The 16,045-nt window shown below is 53.9% G+C and carries 10 protein-coding genes; 6 read left to right on the forward strand and 4 right to left on the reverse strand.

Annotated features, from left to right (window positions below; translation table 11 throughout):
• Positions 1–24 precede the first annotated feature (24 nt).
• The 5 genes from CIK92_RS02565 to CIK92_RS02585 all read left to right on the forward strand — a co-directional run bounded on the left by CIK92_RS02565 (position 25) and on the right by CIK92_RS02585 (position 8,354).
• Positions 25–348, forward strand: coding sequence for a hypothetical protein (locus tag CIK92_RS02565; RefSeq protein ID WP_094388058.1), 324 nt, complete (start codon positions 25–27; stop codon positions 346–348).
• Between the two features lie 25 nt (positions 349–373).
• Positions 374–2,155, forward strand: coding sequence for a biotin/lipoyl-binding protein (locus tag CIK92_RS02570; protein WP_094385028.1), 1,782 nt, complete (start codon positions 374–376; stop codon positions 2,153–2,155).
• A complete protein-coding gene (locus CIK92_RS02575; protein WP_094385026.1) occupies positions 2,148–2,681 on the forward strand; it encodes an HD domain-containing protein in 534 nt (177 codons plus the stop codon). Before CIK92_RS02570 ends, CIK92_RS02575 begins: the two co-directional genes overlap by 8 nt.
• A 59-nt stretch (positions 2,682–2,740) precedes the next feature.
• Positions 2,741–5,566, forward strand: coding sequence for a putative LPS assembly protein LptD (locus CIK92_RS02580; RefSeq protein ID WP_094388059.1), 2,826 nt, complete (start codon positions 2,741–2,743; stop codon positions 5,564–5,566).
• Between the two features lie 202 nt (positions 5,567–5,768).
• Positions 5,769–8,354 (forward strand): C10 family peptidase, encoded by a 2,586-nt coding sequence (locus tag CIK92_RS02585; protein ID WP_094388060.1) that lies wholly within the window; start codon positions 5,769–5,771, stop codon positions 8,352–8,354.
• A 389-nt stretch (positions 8,355–8,743) separates the two neighbouring features.
• Here CIK92_RS02585 and CIK92_RS02590 read toward each other — a convergent pair whose 3' ends face one another.
• The 4 genes from CIK92_RS02590 to CIK92_RS02605 form a co-directional block, all read right to left on the reverse strand.
• Complete coding sequence (locus CIK92_RS02590; RefSeq protein ID WP_094385020.1) at positions 8,744–10,993, reverse strand: cation:proton antiporter; 2,250 nt, start codon at positions 10,991–10,993, stop codon at positions 8,744–8,746.
• 69 nt (positions 10,994–11,062) lie between these two features.
• Positions 11,063–12,286 carry a peptidase T gene (pepT, locus tag CIK92_RS02595; protein WP_022311634.1) on the reverse strand — a complete coding sequence of 408 codons (1,224 nt, stop codon included), beginning with the start codon at positions 12,284–12,286 and terminating at the stop codon, positions 11,063–11,065.
• A 355-nt stretch (positions 12,287–12,641) separates the two neighbouring features.
• Complete coding sequence (locus CIK92_RS02600; protein ID WP_094388061.1) at positions 12,642–13,598, reverse strand: D-2-hydroxyacid dehydrogenase; 957 nt, start codon at positions 13,596–13,598, stop codon at positions 12,642–12,644.
• A gap of 28 nt (positions 13,599–13,626) precedes the next feature.
• Positions 13,627–14,907, reverse strand: a complete 1,281-nt coding sequence (locus tag CIK92_RS02605; RefSeq protein WP_094385014.1) for a replication-associated recombination protein A — start codon at positions 14,905–14,907, stop codon at positions 13,627–13,629.
• A gap of 122 nt (positions 14,908–15,029) precedes the next feature.
• On the opposite strand from CIK92_RS02605, the gene CIK92_RS02610 reads away from it, so the two are divergent.
• Entirely contained in the window at positions 15,030–15,845 is an 816-nt protein-coding gene (locus CIK92_RS02610) for a hypothetical protein (protein WP_094388062.1), read from the forward strand.
• Positions 15,846–16,045 lie beyond the last annotated feature (200 nt).

Raw genomic sequence — 16,045 nt, forward strand, 5'->3', positions numbered from 1 at the left:
GCGTTCCTCATCTGCGGCACTCTCATGGATAAAGGGATGCCCACGGCAAAAGTCGCCGCAAAGTTACTCATAAATTATGAGAAACAGGGAGGAAGCGACTATTTTTTTATAAATAAAGCCACGGCCGAGGGCGACAGCGAGGGCAAGAAGGGGGATAACCCGCCTGCAACGCGGCACAATGGGGGCGCTGACGAAGAGGAAAACAAGGGGAAAGGAAAGCCAAATGAGTGGGCCGGAAGTCAACAATGGAAGCGAAATGGGACAATTAAATTCCACCAAAGAACAAAAAAAAGCAGCAATCATGAGCTAATTGGTTTTTTTTGTATAATTTTGCACCTTGAAATATAGTGATATTAAAAATATTATCGATAATATGAAGAAGAAAATTCAGTTCAGTCTCGTGTATAGAGATATGTGGCAGAGCTCTGGTAAGTTCCAGCCACGCAAGGACCAGTTGGAGCGCATCGCTCCGGTAATCATTGAGATGGGTTGCTTCAGTCGCGTGGAGACCAACGGTGGTGCCTTTGAGCAGGTGAACCTTCTGGCCGGTGAGAATCCTAACGACGCCGTGCGCGCATTCTGCAAACCTTTCAATGAGGTGGGCATCCAGACCCACATGCTTGACCGCGGTCTCAACGCGCTGCGCATGTATCCCGTGCCCGACGATGTACGAGCTCTGATGTACAAGGTTAAGGCCAAGCAGGGTACCAACATCACCCGTATCTTTGACGGTCTGAACGATGTTCGCAATATCAAGCCCTCTATCAAGTGGGCCAAGGAGGGCGGCATGATTCCCCAGTGCGCTCTGTGTATAACTACATCTCCCGTACATACTCTTGAATATTACAACAATATCGCCGACGAGCTGATAGAGGCTGGCGCCGAGGAAATCTGTTTGAAGGACATGGCCGGTATCGGTCAGCCCGCATTCCTGGGCAAGCTCACCAAGATGATTAAGGACAAGCATCCCGAAATCATCATCCAGTATCACGGCCACTCTGGTCCTGGCCTGTCTATGGCCAGCATCCTTGAGGTCTGCAACAACGGTGCCGACATCATCGACGTAGCCATCGAGCCGCTGTCATGGGGTAAGGTGCATCCAGACGTAATCTCTGTCATCAGCATGCTCAAGAACGAGGGCTTCGAGGTACCCGAAATCAACATGAGTGCCTACATGAAGGCTCGCGCTCTTACCCAGGAGTTTATCGACGAGTGGCTCGGCTACTTCATCAACCCCGGTAACAAGATTATGTCTTCGCTCCTGCTCGGCTGCGGTCTGCCCGGCGGTATGATGGGTTCTATGATGGCCGACCTTGGCGGTATGCGCACTACTATCAACAACGTACGCAAGAAGAAGGGTGAGGACGAGCTGTCTATGGACGATCTGCTCATCAAGCTCTTCGATGAGGTTGAGTATGTATGGCCTCGCGTGGGCTATCCTCCACTGGTTACTCCTTTCAGCCAGTATGTCAAGAACATCGCGCTGATGAACCTGCTGACTATCGAGCAGGGCAAGGGCCGCTTTGTGATGATGGACGAGGCTATGTGGGGTATGATTCTCGGCAAGAGTGGCAAGATTCCTGGCACCATCGCTCCCGAGCTGGTAGAGTTGGCTCAGAAGCAGGGCCGCGAGTTTACCGATGTCGACGCCCACACACTGCTCACCGACGCCCTCGATGACTTCCGCAAGGAGATGGACGAGAACGGTTGGGAGTATGGTCAGGACGATGAGGAGCTGTTCGAGCTGGCTATGCACCCCGAGCAGTATCGCAACTTCAAGAGCGGCCAGGCTAAGAAGAACTTCCTCGCCGACCTGCAGAAAGCCAAAGATGCAAAGATGGGAAGCCAGTTGAGCGCCGAGCAGTTGGCTGCTTTCAAGCACGCAAAGGCCGATGCTATCGTATGTCCGGTCAAGGGACAGCTGTTCTGGGAATTCCAGGGCGACGGCGAGGCTGCTCCTGCTGTTGAGCCATTCATCGGCAAAGAATACAAGGAAGGCGACGCATTCTGCTACATACAGGCTCCTTGGGGCGAGTTTGTTGAGGTCAAGGCAGACCTTGGCGGCAAACTCGTAGAGATTAACGCCAAGCAGGGCGCCAAGGTTCGCAAGGGCGACGTGATAGCTTATATTCAGCGCCCCGAGGCAGATGCATAATCAGATAATAGACAAATACTATCCGGAGGACAACGACCTCCGGAATATACTCATTACGCACAGCACGCTCGTTATGCAGCGTGCTGTGCGCATTTGTGATGCCCATCCCGAGCTGCACATCGACCGCCAGTTTGTCATCGAGGCTGCCATGCTCCACGACATCGGCATCTTCCGCTGCCATGCGCCGTCGATACACTGCATGGGCGACGAGCCCTACATCTGTCATGGACGGATAGGAGCCGAACTCATGCGCGCCGAAGGTTATCCGCGACACGCCCGGGTATGCGAGCGCCACACCGGAGCCGGACTTACCAAGCACGACATCATCAGCCAGAAGCTGCCGTTGCCCGAAGAGGACTTTCTGCCCGAAACCATCGAGGAGAAGGTCATCTGCTATGCCGACAAGTTCTACTCCAAGACCCGGCTCAACCACGAAAAGAGTTTCGAAGAGGCCCTTCGCAGTCTCCAGAAGTTCGGAGAAGAGGGCGTTTTGCGCTTCCGCGAATGGAAAAATCTCTTCGAATAGCGTTAAAATTGAGAAAACAGATAGTAATTAGTCATTAATTCTTTAACTTTGCAGTCTTAATGAAGACTAAAACGCTTATAGTAATCTTCCTGTTTGCCATCATCTTTGTGATGGCCAAGACCACCACACCCTCGGGTCAGAAGCGAAACAGGAAGGTGAAAAACGACACCATCGCCCTGAAAGACTCCATTAAGAAAGACATCACCCCCACCCTTCCCGCCATTGATACCACCAAGATGGACTCGCTCCAACTGGCCATATATCACCACAACAAAGCCATCGACGACTCGATACGCCTCGACTCTATCAACCGAGCCAAGAAGAACGGTATCGACGCACCGGTAAGCTACAAGGGCAACGACTCGCTGGTCTACGACGCCAAAGCCAAGCGTGCCTATATCTACGGCGAGGCCAATGTGAAGTACGAGAACATGGACCTGACCAGCGACCGCATCGCCTTGAGCATGGACAGCAGTCTGGTACACGCCGTGGGTACCCCCGATTCGCTCGAGAAGGGCGGCATACGCAACAAGCCGGTATTCAAGATGGGCGACACCGAATACCAGAGCGATACCATGGCCTTCAACTTCAAGACCAAGAAGGGCTTTATCAATAATGTGACCACCCACCAGGAGGAAGGCTATCTCAGCAGCCAGTTGTCCAAGCGCAACGACAAGGGAGAAATCTTCCTCAAGCATGGACGTTACACCACCTGCGACGCCGAGCACCCCGACTTCTACATCGCGCTGTCGCGAGCCAAGGTGCGCCCCGGCAAGGATGTGGTGTTCGGTCCCGCCTATCTCGTGGTGGCCGATGTGCCTCTGCCGCTGGCCATCCCCTATGGTTTCTTCCCCTTCAGCAAGAGCTATTCTTCAGGTTTCATCATGCCGAGCTATGGCGACGAGCAAGACCGTGGTTTCTATCTGCGCGATGCCGGTTACTACTTCGCCATGAGCGACAAGTGGGACCTCAAACTCTTGGGTGAGATTTATACCAAGGGCTCATGGGGACTCAGCGCAGCCTCCAACTACCGCAAGCGTTACAAATACAACGGTAGTTTCTTAGGTAGCTTCCAGGACACACGTACCGGCGACAAGGGAATGCCCGACTACTCCCGACAGACCAGCTTCAAGATACAGTGGAGTCACCGTCAGGATGCCAAGGCCAATCCGTTCAACACGCTGTCGGCAAGCGTCAACTTCGCCACAAGCAGCTATGAGCGCAACAACCTGTACAGTATGTACAATCCGCAGACCATGACGCAGAGCACGCGTACATCTTCGGTCAACTGGAGCACCACTTTCTCGAGCATAGGCATGACGCTGAGCTCGACAGTGAACCTCAACCAGAACATGCGCGATACCACCATCGCACTGACGCTGCCCGACATGAACATCTCCATCAGCCGCTTCTATCCCTTCCGTCGCAAGAACGCAGCCGGAAAGCAGCGCTGGTACGAGAAGATTTCGATGAGCTATACCGGACATATCACCAACTCCATCGACACCAAGGAAGACAAACTCATGTCGTCCAATCTGGCCAAGGACTGGCGCAACGGTATGCAGCACAATATCCCTATCCAGGGTACCTTCACCTTATTTAATTATATAAACGTCACCCCGGCGTTCAACTTCACCGACCGCACCTACCTGCGTAAGGTCAACAAGTCGTGGGACAAGGCCACCGGCACCGTGGTCAACGATACCATCAACGGACTGCACAACGTCTACAACTGGAACTTCGCCATGAGCGCCAGCACCAAGTTGTATGGTTTCTATGTGCCCAGCCGCAAGATTTTCGGTGACAAGGTACAGGCCATCCGCCACGTCCTCACCCCACAGGTCAGCTTCAGCTACGCCCCAGACTTCGGTGCGGCGCGCTACGGCTATTACCAGACCTACCAGCGCACCAATGCCGACGGTAGCGTAGACCTTGTCGAGTATTCTCCTTACGAGGGCTCGGCCTTCGGATACCCCACACGCGGAAAGACCGGCAACCTGTCGTTCAGCCTTGCCAACAACGTCGAGATGAAGATGAAGAGCGACAAGGACAGTACCGGCTTCAAGAAGGTGAGTATCATCGACAACTTTGCCCTGCAGATGTCTTACAACATGGCAGCCAAGGAGAAACCCTGGAGTGACCTGGGCATGGATATCCGTCTGAAATGGTGGAAGAACTATACCTTCAACATGCACGCAGTCTTCGCCACCTACGCCTACGAGCTCGACAAGAACGGCCGGCCTTACGTGGGCAACCACACAGAGTGGGGCTACGGACGCTTCGGACGCTTCCAGGGTATGTCGCAGAACTTCTCATTCACGCTCACACCAGAGAAACTGCGCAAACTCTTCAACGGCGGTGACGACGAAGAAGACAGCAAAGAAGAGAAGGAAGGCATCGACACCGGCATCGAAAGCAATGTCGACGACGACATGATAGAAGGACAGCGCGGAGCCAAGAAGCGCAAGGACACCGGAAAGACTGCCACCGACGACGATGGCTACATGCTCTTCTCCATGCCCTGGTCGCTCACCGTGGGCTATGGTGTCACCATGAGCGAGAACCGCGACATCAAGAAGTTCAACTACAACAAGATGCGCTATCCCTACAAGTTCACGCAGACCGTCAACATGAGCGGCAACCTTCGCATCAGCGACGGGTGGAATATCAGCTTCTCGTCGGGTTACGACTTTGAGAACCACAAGATAAGCATGACCACCGCCTCGTTGCAGCGCGATTTGCACTGCTTCAACATGAGCTGTCAGGTGGTGCTCGCGCCATACACCAGCTATAACTTCTCGTTCCGTTGCAATGCCGCCACGCTTACCGACGCGCTCAAATACGACAAGCGCAGTGGTTATTCCAACGCCGTGCAGTGGTATTGATGTCACATTGACACCCCATAAGCATACACAATGCCTGTTCAGAAGAAAGGACATTATCCACGCGTTTTTTCTTCGGAACAGGCATTATAAATATCATCAAATACAAAAAAGCAGCTATTATTCAAAATTTTTTACTGATTTGGTATAGAAAGTATATAAATAATCGTATATTTGCAGTTGACTATAACCAAACTAACTCATTATGCAAAAGAAATCTTTACTCATTCTGATGCTTGTGCTCTTTGTGAAGCTGGCGGCTATAGCCGGTCCACGCTCATTCGTACAGGCGCAAAAGATTGCCGAGAACCAGGCTTCCCGACTCGGCATAGTGATAGACAGCAAGGCACGAGCCAAGGCCAGAGCCATCAATGGCGTTGACAGCCACCTCAAGCAGGTAGTCGACTACTACGTATTTCCCAACGGCGCCGACAAGGGTTTCACCATCGTGTCGGGCGATGACCGTATGCCCGAAATCTTGGGCTATGCCGACAGCGGAACCTACGACGAAAACCAGATGACCGAGGGTATGGCCATGTTTCTCGATAGTTACAAAGCTATGGCCGAAGCCGTCAAGGCTGGAGCCCCCGCCGCACTGAGTTTGCTCAACGAGCACCGCGCCATGACCGCCTCGCCCAAGCGCGCGTCAGCAAAGGTAGCACCTCTGTTGGGCCAGATACAGTGGAACCAGGGCTATCCATACAACATGATGTGTCCCAAATACAACGGCAACGACCGTTCGGTGACAGGATGTGTAGCCACTGCCATGGCGCAGATTATGGCGTTCTGGAAATATCCCAAGAAACTCATGGCCGACATTCCCGCCTACACCACCAGAACCAACAAAATCAACATGCCAGGTATCTCCCAAGGCGCGACTTATGACTGGGACAACATGTTGCCACGATATGTAGAAGGCAACTATAAGATTGAACAAGCAGAGGCAGTAGCCAAGCTGATGCTGCATTGCGGCGCAGCGGTAGAGATGGACTACGGCAGCACGTCGGGAGCCGTAGTGAACTACTACCATTTGTCCAAATACTTCGGTTACGACGCCGACCTGCTTGCCGATGTTTTCCGTTCCAACTACAGCATAGCCGAATGGGCCGACCTCATAGACCGCGAGCTCAGCGCCGGACGTCCTATACTCTATGGAGGTTTCTCTTCCACCAGCGGCCATCAGTTTGTATGCGACGGAAGCAACGGTTCTGGACTTTACCACATCAACTGGGGCTGGGGCGGATATCAGAACGGATACTTCGACATTACCATCCTCAATCCCAAAAAGGGCGGCGCCGGCTCGGGCAATGCCCCCGATGGATACAACCGCAACTGCGATATGATTATCGGCATCCAGCCCGACAATGGCATTGTAGACGAGCCATTGGTATTTACACCCGCGTTGGAGGTATACAAATATACAAGCGATGATCTAAACACGTACTTCAACATCACCAAGGACACCCGTGCCAATGAGTCAGAGGCATTCAGCCTGTCTTTCGGCGACGCTCTGTTCCCCACCAGTGCAAATCCATTTAACGGCAAGTTTGCCTACGCCATCAGCGATGGCAAGGGCGGATATACCCTGATCAGCAATCCCAGGAACCTGAGCAATTTAAGCGGTGAATTTGTTGAGACCAACTTCAACTTCGCTCCCAAGAACGGCACCTACACCATCTACGGCGTCTATTGCAAAAAGGGCGAGACCACATGGCACAAGTGTTTATATATCAACGGCATGAAGCCCATTACCCTAATTGCTACAACCGATAAGCTGGCCAAGGCCAACTCCTTGCTCAGCGCCACCATAACACCCGCAGGTAAAATAGTCGGTCTGGAAAAGGCCACCTTCAACGTGGAGGTGACCAACAATGGCAACGAAGACTACATCGGACTTATAACGCTACATTCCGGCAGAAACGACCAGGATTACAATAACACCCCCGGAGGCGACTGCTACATCAGTGTGCCTGCCCACTCGACGATTACACGCCAAATCACTATACTTGTAGAAGTACCAGAAGGCGACTTCTACCTCAGGGTCAAGGACGATGCGGGCGAGGATATATCGGTGCCCCAGAAATTCACTGCCGAAATGACCACAAAGCCTGTCCTGGTACTTACGAACGTGGAGACCAACGTCACACCGGGCGACTACGAGACCGAGAACGCTTTCCGTTTCGGCAATAGGGTCAAAGCCCCCAAGATAAATGATGACTACGCCCTATTCAGGTATAAATTCAAAAATATAGGTGGTGCCGGTAAGGTGCAATACTTCATCTATTGCGAGGATGCAAGCGACGGCAGCAAAAAGTATTGGAAAGGTGGCTACAAGCAAATTGATGTGCCCAACGATGGTAGCGAACTCTATGTAGAAGAGACATGGAGCCCAGCAGAGGTAGGGTTTAACTTCATGATGGGCGGCATCGAGATGTCATATATCGACAACAACCTCAGCCCATTAATGTACGTAAACATGGAGAACTACTTCTATAATTTGGTGCTTGTAGAGGACGAGAGTCGGGGGTACAGACTGCCAGCCAATCTCCAGATTGTCTATGTGGCAGGCAAGCCCGTAGGCATCGACCATGTTGAGACCACCGGCGGCAAGGCAATCACTGGCGGCGAAGGCGAGATTATCATCCGTGCCGACAAGGCCGAGACCGTGGCCATCTACGGTATCGACGGCCGTCTGGTGCATCGCGTAAGTACCGAGGCTGGTGACACCAAGCGCGTAAGCGTGCCCGCGGGCATCTACATCGTCAAGGGTGCCAAGGTGGTGGTGCGCTGACCACATACAGCCAGACCATAGGCAAGACTCGAGGGCACCAACAGCAGCCCTCGCACAGACATAAGACAACAGCAGGCTCACCCCCCAATCAGGGAGAGCCTGCTGTTTCTGTTTATAGTAAGAGACGCCACCGTCGCCATGACCTCCGCACGAGCCGAGGGTACCTCGGCAACTCTGCTGACCATCTCTGCAGATGCGTATCGGACGATGCGGATATACGTATCGGACGGCACGGATGCGAGTTTCAGCCGATACGGATGTGAGTATCGGCCGGTTACAAGCAGCAAGGATAATGAGCATGAATGTGTAGGCTATAATGGCAAACCAGTAATAACACCTTAGGCTAAACGCAACCCTTTACCTTTACAGCAACGCACATCTCCACGCCATCAGGCTTGGAGCAGACGGTCAATACTGTCTCGCTCGCCCACCACCCAGATGACGTCGCCCTGCTCGAAGGGACGCTTGGGATTAATCATCGTAAGGTTCTGCTGCCCCTCTTCTACTCCCACGACCATGCAGTCATAGTTCTCGCGTATGCCGCTCTCGCTGAGCGTCTTGCCGACAAAGGCGCTACCGGCGTGGATGACGAGACTGTGCAGCCCCATCTCCCGCTTCTCTATATTGGGGTCTTCGGGCACAAGATTGCTGCTGAGTTCTATGCCGAAGGCATGCAGCTGCTCGTCGTTGCCGATGACCTGTATCTTGTCTTTGGGGAAGAGGATGGTGGAGCCACCGGGGATGTTGATGCGACGGTAACCGCGCAGGATGCTGCTCACGAGGACGCCAAAGCGCGCCCCCCACTGCAGACGGGCGAGGCTCTTGCCGGCGAAGGCGGAATTGAGGGGAATCTCAAACTCGGATATATGTAGGTCGCGGTCAAGCAGATGACCCTCAAAGAGCGGCCGCTTGCGCCCGCGCACCTGCGCCTCGATGTCGCGAGAACGTAGGTTCTGCACAAAGAGTCGCTCCAGATGTATGCTGCTACGCTTCAGATTGCGCGACATCACAAAGATGGCTATCACGATGAGCGCCAGAGTGATTACGATGGCATTGGCAAAGCGTGCCAGATAGTTGCAGATATAGAAGAGGAACGCCGCGGCGATGAAGATACGCGCCACGATGGTAAAGAGCAGCGGCAGACGGTTGATGCGGTTGCCCGTCCACAGCGCCTTGAACTCGTCGCTGTGGTTGTGCTTCATCACGATGGCGCGCAGGAAGGGCGAGATGAGTACCACTGTGACCAGGCCGCACACGCCATTGGCCCACCAGTGGGGCAGTATCTGCCGGATGAAGGGCAGGAAGAAGGTAAACATGAGGGTGATGGTGGCGGTGGTGAGGATGCTGTAGATGAGCGCCGTGGTGAGCAGCTTGCGCATCAGCAGTCGCCAGTTGCCGCTTTCCACCGCACTCGAGTGGGTGGCAAGACCCAGATGGCCCAGCCGCCGCAGCCACCGCTTGGGCAGCCGCTTCTCCAACTGGTGGTAGGCGGGGTCGGCAGCCTTGATCATATAAGGTGTAAGGAAGGTGGTGATGACCGATACCGCCACCACGACAGGATAGAGGAAGTTGCCGATGACGTGGAGCGAGAGTCCCAATGATGCTATGATGAACGCGAACTCACCTATCTGAGCCATAGAGAAGCCGCAGCGCATGGAGTTGCGCAGTGTCTGACCGCTCAGGAGAAATCCCATCGAGCCCAGCACACTCTGGCCCACGAGGATGGTCAGCACAAGGATGACGATGGGCACGGCATAAGCGACAAGGATATGGGGGTCGACCAGCATGCCCACCGACACGAAGAAGATGGCACCGAAGAGGTTCTTCACAGGCTCTACCAGCTGGATTATCTTGTCGGCCTCGATGGTCTCGGCAAGGATGCTGCCCATGATGAAGGCTCCGAAGGCGCTGCTGAACCCCACCAGCGTGGAGATGCACGCCATGGCGCAGCAGAGTCCGAGCGCCACGATGGTCATGGTCTCGTCATTCATGAGCAGACGCGTCTTGCGCAGGAACATGGGGATGAAGAAGATGCCTACCACCAGCCATACCGTGAGGAAGAAGCCTATCTTGACGACCGAAGCCACCATCTGCTCGCCGTCGGGGTTGGCCCCGGTGGCAAAGGCCGAGAGCATCACCATCATGACGATGGCCATGATGTCTTCGAGGATGAGCACGCTCATCACCAGCCCGGCAAACTTCTGCTGCCTGAGCCCCAGGTCGTCGAAAGCCTTGTAGATGATGGTGGTGGACGACATGGCAAGCATGCCGCCAAGGAATACGCAGTCCATGCGCGCCCACCCGAAGAGGTGGCCCACCACGGTGCCGGCAAACATCATGCAGAGGATGATGGTGATGGCGGCTATCATGGGCGCCATGCCCATCTTGAGTATCTTCTTGAACGAGAAATCGAGGCCCAGAGAGAACAGCAGGAAGATGACGCCGATGTCGGCCCACATCTGCACGTCGGCCTTGTCTATCACCGACATGGTGTAGGGCATGTGGGGCGACACGAGAAAGCCCGCCACGATGTAGCCCAAAACGAGGGGTTGGCGCAAGCGCTTGAAGAGCAGTGTGACGCCGCCAGCCACGATGAGTATGAGTGCAAGGTCCTTGACCAGAGCCGGAAGTTCAGCCATAAGCGTATAGGATAAAAGCGAAAAAGCTGCTCCTCAACAAGGAACAGCTTCTATCGCTATTGGGGATAATCAGTCGTTGTATGCAGCGGTGATGGCACAGATGCGGGTGATGACCTGCACAGCCTTCTGCATGACCTGGATGGAGACAAACTCGTGGGGGCCATGGAAGTTGACGCCGCCGGCAAAGATATTGGGGCAAGGGAGACCTCGGAAACTCAGCTGGGCACCGTCGGTTCCGCCACGGATAGGTTCAACCTTGGGGGTGACGCCTGTCTCCTGCATGGCTTTGAGCACAATGTCAATCACATGCATGTTGGGGTCTATCTTTTCCTTCATGTTGTAGTACTGGTCGCGCAGCTCAACCTTGACCGTGCCCTCGCCGTACTTCTCGTTCATACGGGCAGCGATAGACTCGATGAAGTCCTTGCGGTCTTCAAACTTCTCGCGGTCGTGGTCGCGGATGATGTAGCTCAGCTTGGCTTCCTCGCAGTGGCTGTCGATGCCCAGCAGATGGTAGAAGCCCTGGTAGCCGTCGGTAGTCTCGGGGATGTCGGTCTCGGGAATGAAGGCGTTGAACTCGCAAGCCAGACGACTGGCGTTGACCATCTTGCCCTTGGCATAACCCGTGTGTACGCTCATACCCTTGATGATGACCTTGGCGGCAGCAGCATTGAAGTTCTCATACTCCAGGTTGCCCAGGTCGCTGCCATCCATGGTGTAGGCCCACTCGCATCCGAACTTCTCGACATCGAAGTGATGGGCACCCATGCCTATCTCCTCGTCGGGATTGAAAGCCACACGGATGTCGCCGTGCTTGATTTCGTCGTGGTCACGCAGATAGCACATCGCCTCGACAATCTCGGCTATACCCGCCTTGTCGTCGGCACCGAGCAGCGTGTGGCCGTCGGTCACGATGATGTCCTCGCCCTTGTGGTCGAGCAACTCGGGAAACTTGGAGGGCGATGACACGATGCCCTCGCTCAGCACGATGTCTCCACCGTCATAGTTCTCGACGATGCGGGGCTTGATGTTGGCGCCAGAGCAGTCCATACTGGTGTCGTAGTGGGCAATGAAGCCGATGGTGGGCACCTCCTTCTTGGTATTGGCCTTGAGGGTGGCGTAGATGTAGCCCATCTCGTCCATCTCGACATCAGAGAGACCTTCGCGCTCCAACTCTTCCTTCAGGTATTTGGCAAACACGAGCTGCTTGGCCGTGCTTGGCACAGTCTGAGAGTCTTCGGCAGACTGGGTGTCAAACTGTGTATAATTGATAAACCGTTGTACTAAATCCATATTCTACTTTCTATTACATTATTATATATGAGACAAAGTTAGCACAATTCGCCCGCAATTCAAAGCGAATGTCCAATTATTTTGCAGTTAAGCCGAAAAGTTGTCAGCAATCTGCAATGATGTCGGCGATGGCAGAGATGATGGCCGTGATGACAGACAACATCTTTGCGGGGTGCGAAATGGTTATTTCGTGGTTGGAAACAATGGTATAAAGACGGGAAATAATCGTTTCGTGGTTTGCAACAATATTATGGATGGCATCGGGAGAGACGGGGCGAGACAGCAGACAAAAAAGCAATGGGCCTAATCTGACAGACAGACCAGGCCCATTGCAAAGGGTTATCTCAAATGGCGCTTAGGGATTGACCACATTCTGGGGATGGCCTTCCTGGAATGCGCGGATGTTGTCGAAGGTGGCGTTGAGCAGTCGCTGGCGCGCCTCGACCGATGCCCATGCGATGTGGGGCGTGATGAAGGCGTTGGGCTGGGCGAAGAGCGGATTGTCGGCAGCCGGCGGTTCGCTGCACATCACGTCGGCACCATAGCCGCCAAGCTGTCCGGAGGCAAGAGCCTCGGCCACATCGGCCTCATTGACCAGAGGGCCTCGACCGGTATTGACCAGCAGGGCGCCACGCTTCATGCGGGCGAGGGTGCGGGCGTTGATGAGCTCGTGGGTATCGGGGGTGAGCGGGCAGTGGAGGGTAAGGATGTCGCTCACACCGAAGAGTCCCTCAAGGGTGGTCTTCTGGATATAGTCGGGCAGGTCGATGGAGTTCTTGCTGGTGAAGGCAAAGACATCCATGCCAAACTCGCGGGCTATACTTGCCACCTTGGCACCGATATGGCCGAGGCCCACGATGCCGAGGGTCTTGCCGGCGAGCTCGCTCACGGGCAAATCCCAGTAGCAGAAGTCGGGCGCTGCCGACCAACGTCCCTCGCGGGTCTGGCGGGCATAGTGGGCCACGCGGTTGGTCATGTTGAGTATCTGTGCAAAGACCATCTGCGCCACGCTGTCGGTGCTGTAGGCAGGCACGTTGCACACAGTGATGCCCAAGTCGCGGGCCGCCAGGGTGTCGATGGTGTTGTATCCCGTGGCCAAGACGCATATCAGCCGCAGGTTGGGCAGCTGCTCAAGCGTCTGCCGCGTGAGTGTCACCTTGTTGGTTACTATGATTTCTGCATCATGCGCACGCTCGACTACCTCTGAAGGCTGCGTGCGGTCGTACACCGTTACCTCGCCCATCTCTTTGAGGGGTTCCCAGGTAAGGTCGCCCGGATTGGACGCATATCCGTCTAATAATACTATTTGCATATCCAATAATACTATATTCATTGTTGGTTTACTTGTCATCTTTATATCTGTCGCCCCAGTATTGCAGCATACGCTGATAGAGTTTCTCCTCGGAAGGACTGTGCTGGGCGTGCCAGAAGCGGCGGCTACCCAACTCGGAGGGGAGATAGGACTGGGCAACAAAGTTGCCGGGATAGTCGTGGGGATAGAGATAGCCGTCGTGATAGCCCAGTTCCTTCATGAGTGCCGTGGGGGCGTTGCGTATGGGCAGTGGCACGGGCAGATTGCCAGTGGCGCGCACGGCAGCAAGGGCTTCGTCGATGGCGAGATAGGCAGAATTGCTCTTGGGACTGGTGGCGAGATAGACCACAGCCTCGGCAAGCGCAATGCGGCCCTCGGGCCATCCTATCTTGTTGACCACATCAAAGGCGGTGTTGGCCATAAGCAGGGCATTGGGGTTGGCGAGTCCCACATCTTCGGCGGCGCTTATCACCACGCGGCGGGCAATGAACTTGGGGTCTTCGCCTCCCTCTATCATGCGCGCCATCCAGTAGAGGGCGGCATCGGGGTCGCTGCCACGGATGCTCTTGATAAAGGCAGAGATGATGTCGTAGTGCATCTCGCCGTCCTTATCGTAAGCCAAGGGGTTCTGCTGAAGCCGCTCTTCGACCATCTCGTCGGTGATGGTCACCTCGTCGTCGGTAGAAGCACTGATGACGAGCTCGAGGATGTTGAGCAGTTTGCGCGCATCGCCACCGCTATAGCGCAGCAGCGCATCGGTCTGCTGCAGATGGATATGGCGCTTGGAGAGTTCGACATCCTGGGTCACGGCACGATGAAGAAGCGAGAGCAGATCGGAAGCCTCGAGCGACTTGAGGACATAGAGCTGGCATCGGGAGAGCAACGGGCGGATAATCTCGAAGGAGGGATTCTCGGTGGTGGCACCGATGAGCGTCACCACGCCACGCTCGACCGCCCCAAGGAGGCTGTCTTGCTGGGATTTGGAAAACCGGTGAATCTCGTCGATGAAGAGTATGGGTGAGGCGGAATTGAAAAAGCGCCCACTCTTGGCACGTTCTATCACATCGCGCACATCCTTGACTCCACTGGTCACGGCACTGAGCGTGTAAAAAGGCACCTGCAACATGTTGGCAACAATCTGGGCAAGAGTGGTCTTGCCCACGCCAGGAGGTCCCCAAAGAATAAACGAAGAGATATGCCCCGTATCAATCATCTTGCGAAGCACCGCTCCCGGACCCACCAAATGCTGCTGTCCTACATAATCATCCAAGGTGCGCGGACGCATCCTTTCAGCTAACGGTTCACTCATAATTATTGCAAAGTTAATGATATTTTTCATATTGATACGATTTTTTTTGCATAAAAATTTGCAACTTAACGATTTGTTGTATACATTTGCAGCCAATACAAACTCCAAACTTTACACAAACAATGAAGCAAGACCATAAAGTTCTGACACTCAAAACTTTGAACAAGAGTAATATCTGGGACGCCCAAGAAAACGACATTTTCCGCCTCTGGGAAAGTGGCGAAAAGGAAGCCGATTTCAAAGACAACCTGCAGCATTACATGGATATTATCAAGAGTGGCTTTGAGCTGGAAGAGATAAAGATTGACAACCCCAAAGTCTTCGAGAAATACGAAGAGCGCGGATTCAAAATCGGACAAATCAAGCTCGACGACAAGCACGTACAGAAGTGGGCTGTCAAGAAGCGTCCTATCAACAGAGTCACCGACCTCACCTATGAAAATATACGCCACATCTCGGCTGCCAAGCTCATGGAGGTGCTCGAGCGCAACTTCGGCGGTGGTTGGGAATCGCTCTCACAGAGCATTCAGGATATCATCCTCAGCGGTTTTGACATCAGCACCACTACCCTACCCGCCAACCGTCTGCACAAGCCCGGCGGCATGTATGAGAAGAAAGTGAACGACGGTTTTGAGGTGCTCGAGATACCCAAAGGCTCGTGGGTGGAGGCCATCTTTGCCAAACTGAAACCCGAAGTGGAGAAGCCCCGCTACAAGTCGGAATTTGACGAGGACGACAAGAAAATGCGTGACTTTGACGAGGATGAGGACGACGAGGAATTGGACGATGTCAACGAGGACAGCGGTGAGGACTATGACGAGGACGACGATAGCTATGACGAGGACAAGCTCACGGAAGAAAGCTATCGCACCACCTTCGACACCGACCCCGAAGACCTGAACATGGAGGCTGAAGACGTAGCCGAAGAAGAGTACTAATACATCTTATCATATAAAAGGAGGAAAGCCATTCTGACATCATCACGGTGTCGGAATGGCTTTCTTCGTTAATCCCAAATCGGTCATTAGGATTTCTCTGTGTCGTACGGCAAAGAGAAATCCTTTAATTTTTCCCATATAGATAAGAATGATTGTCGTGTTTTTAGTGATCTAGCCAAATATAGGATGTGCTTGTCTTT

Origin of the sequence: Prevotella sp. P4-67 (assembly GCF_002251325.1) — a bacterium.
In the GTDB taxonomy this organism is placed as follows: domain Bacteria; phylum Bacteroidota; class Bacteroidia; order Bacteroidales; family Bacteroidaceae; genus Prevotella.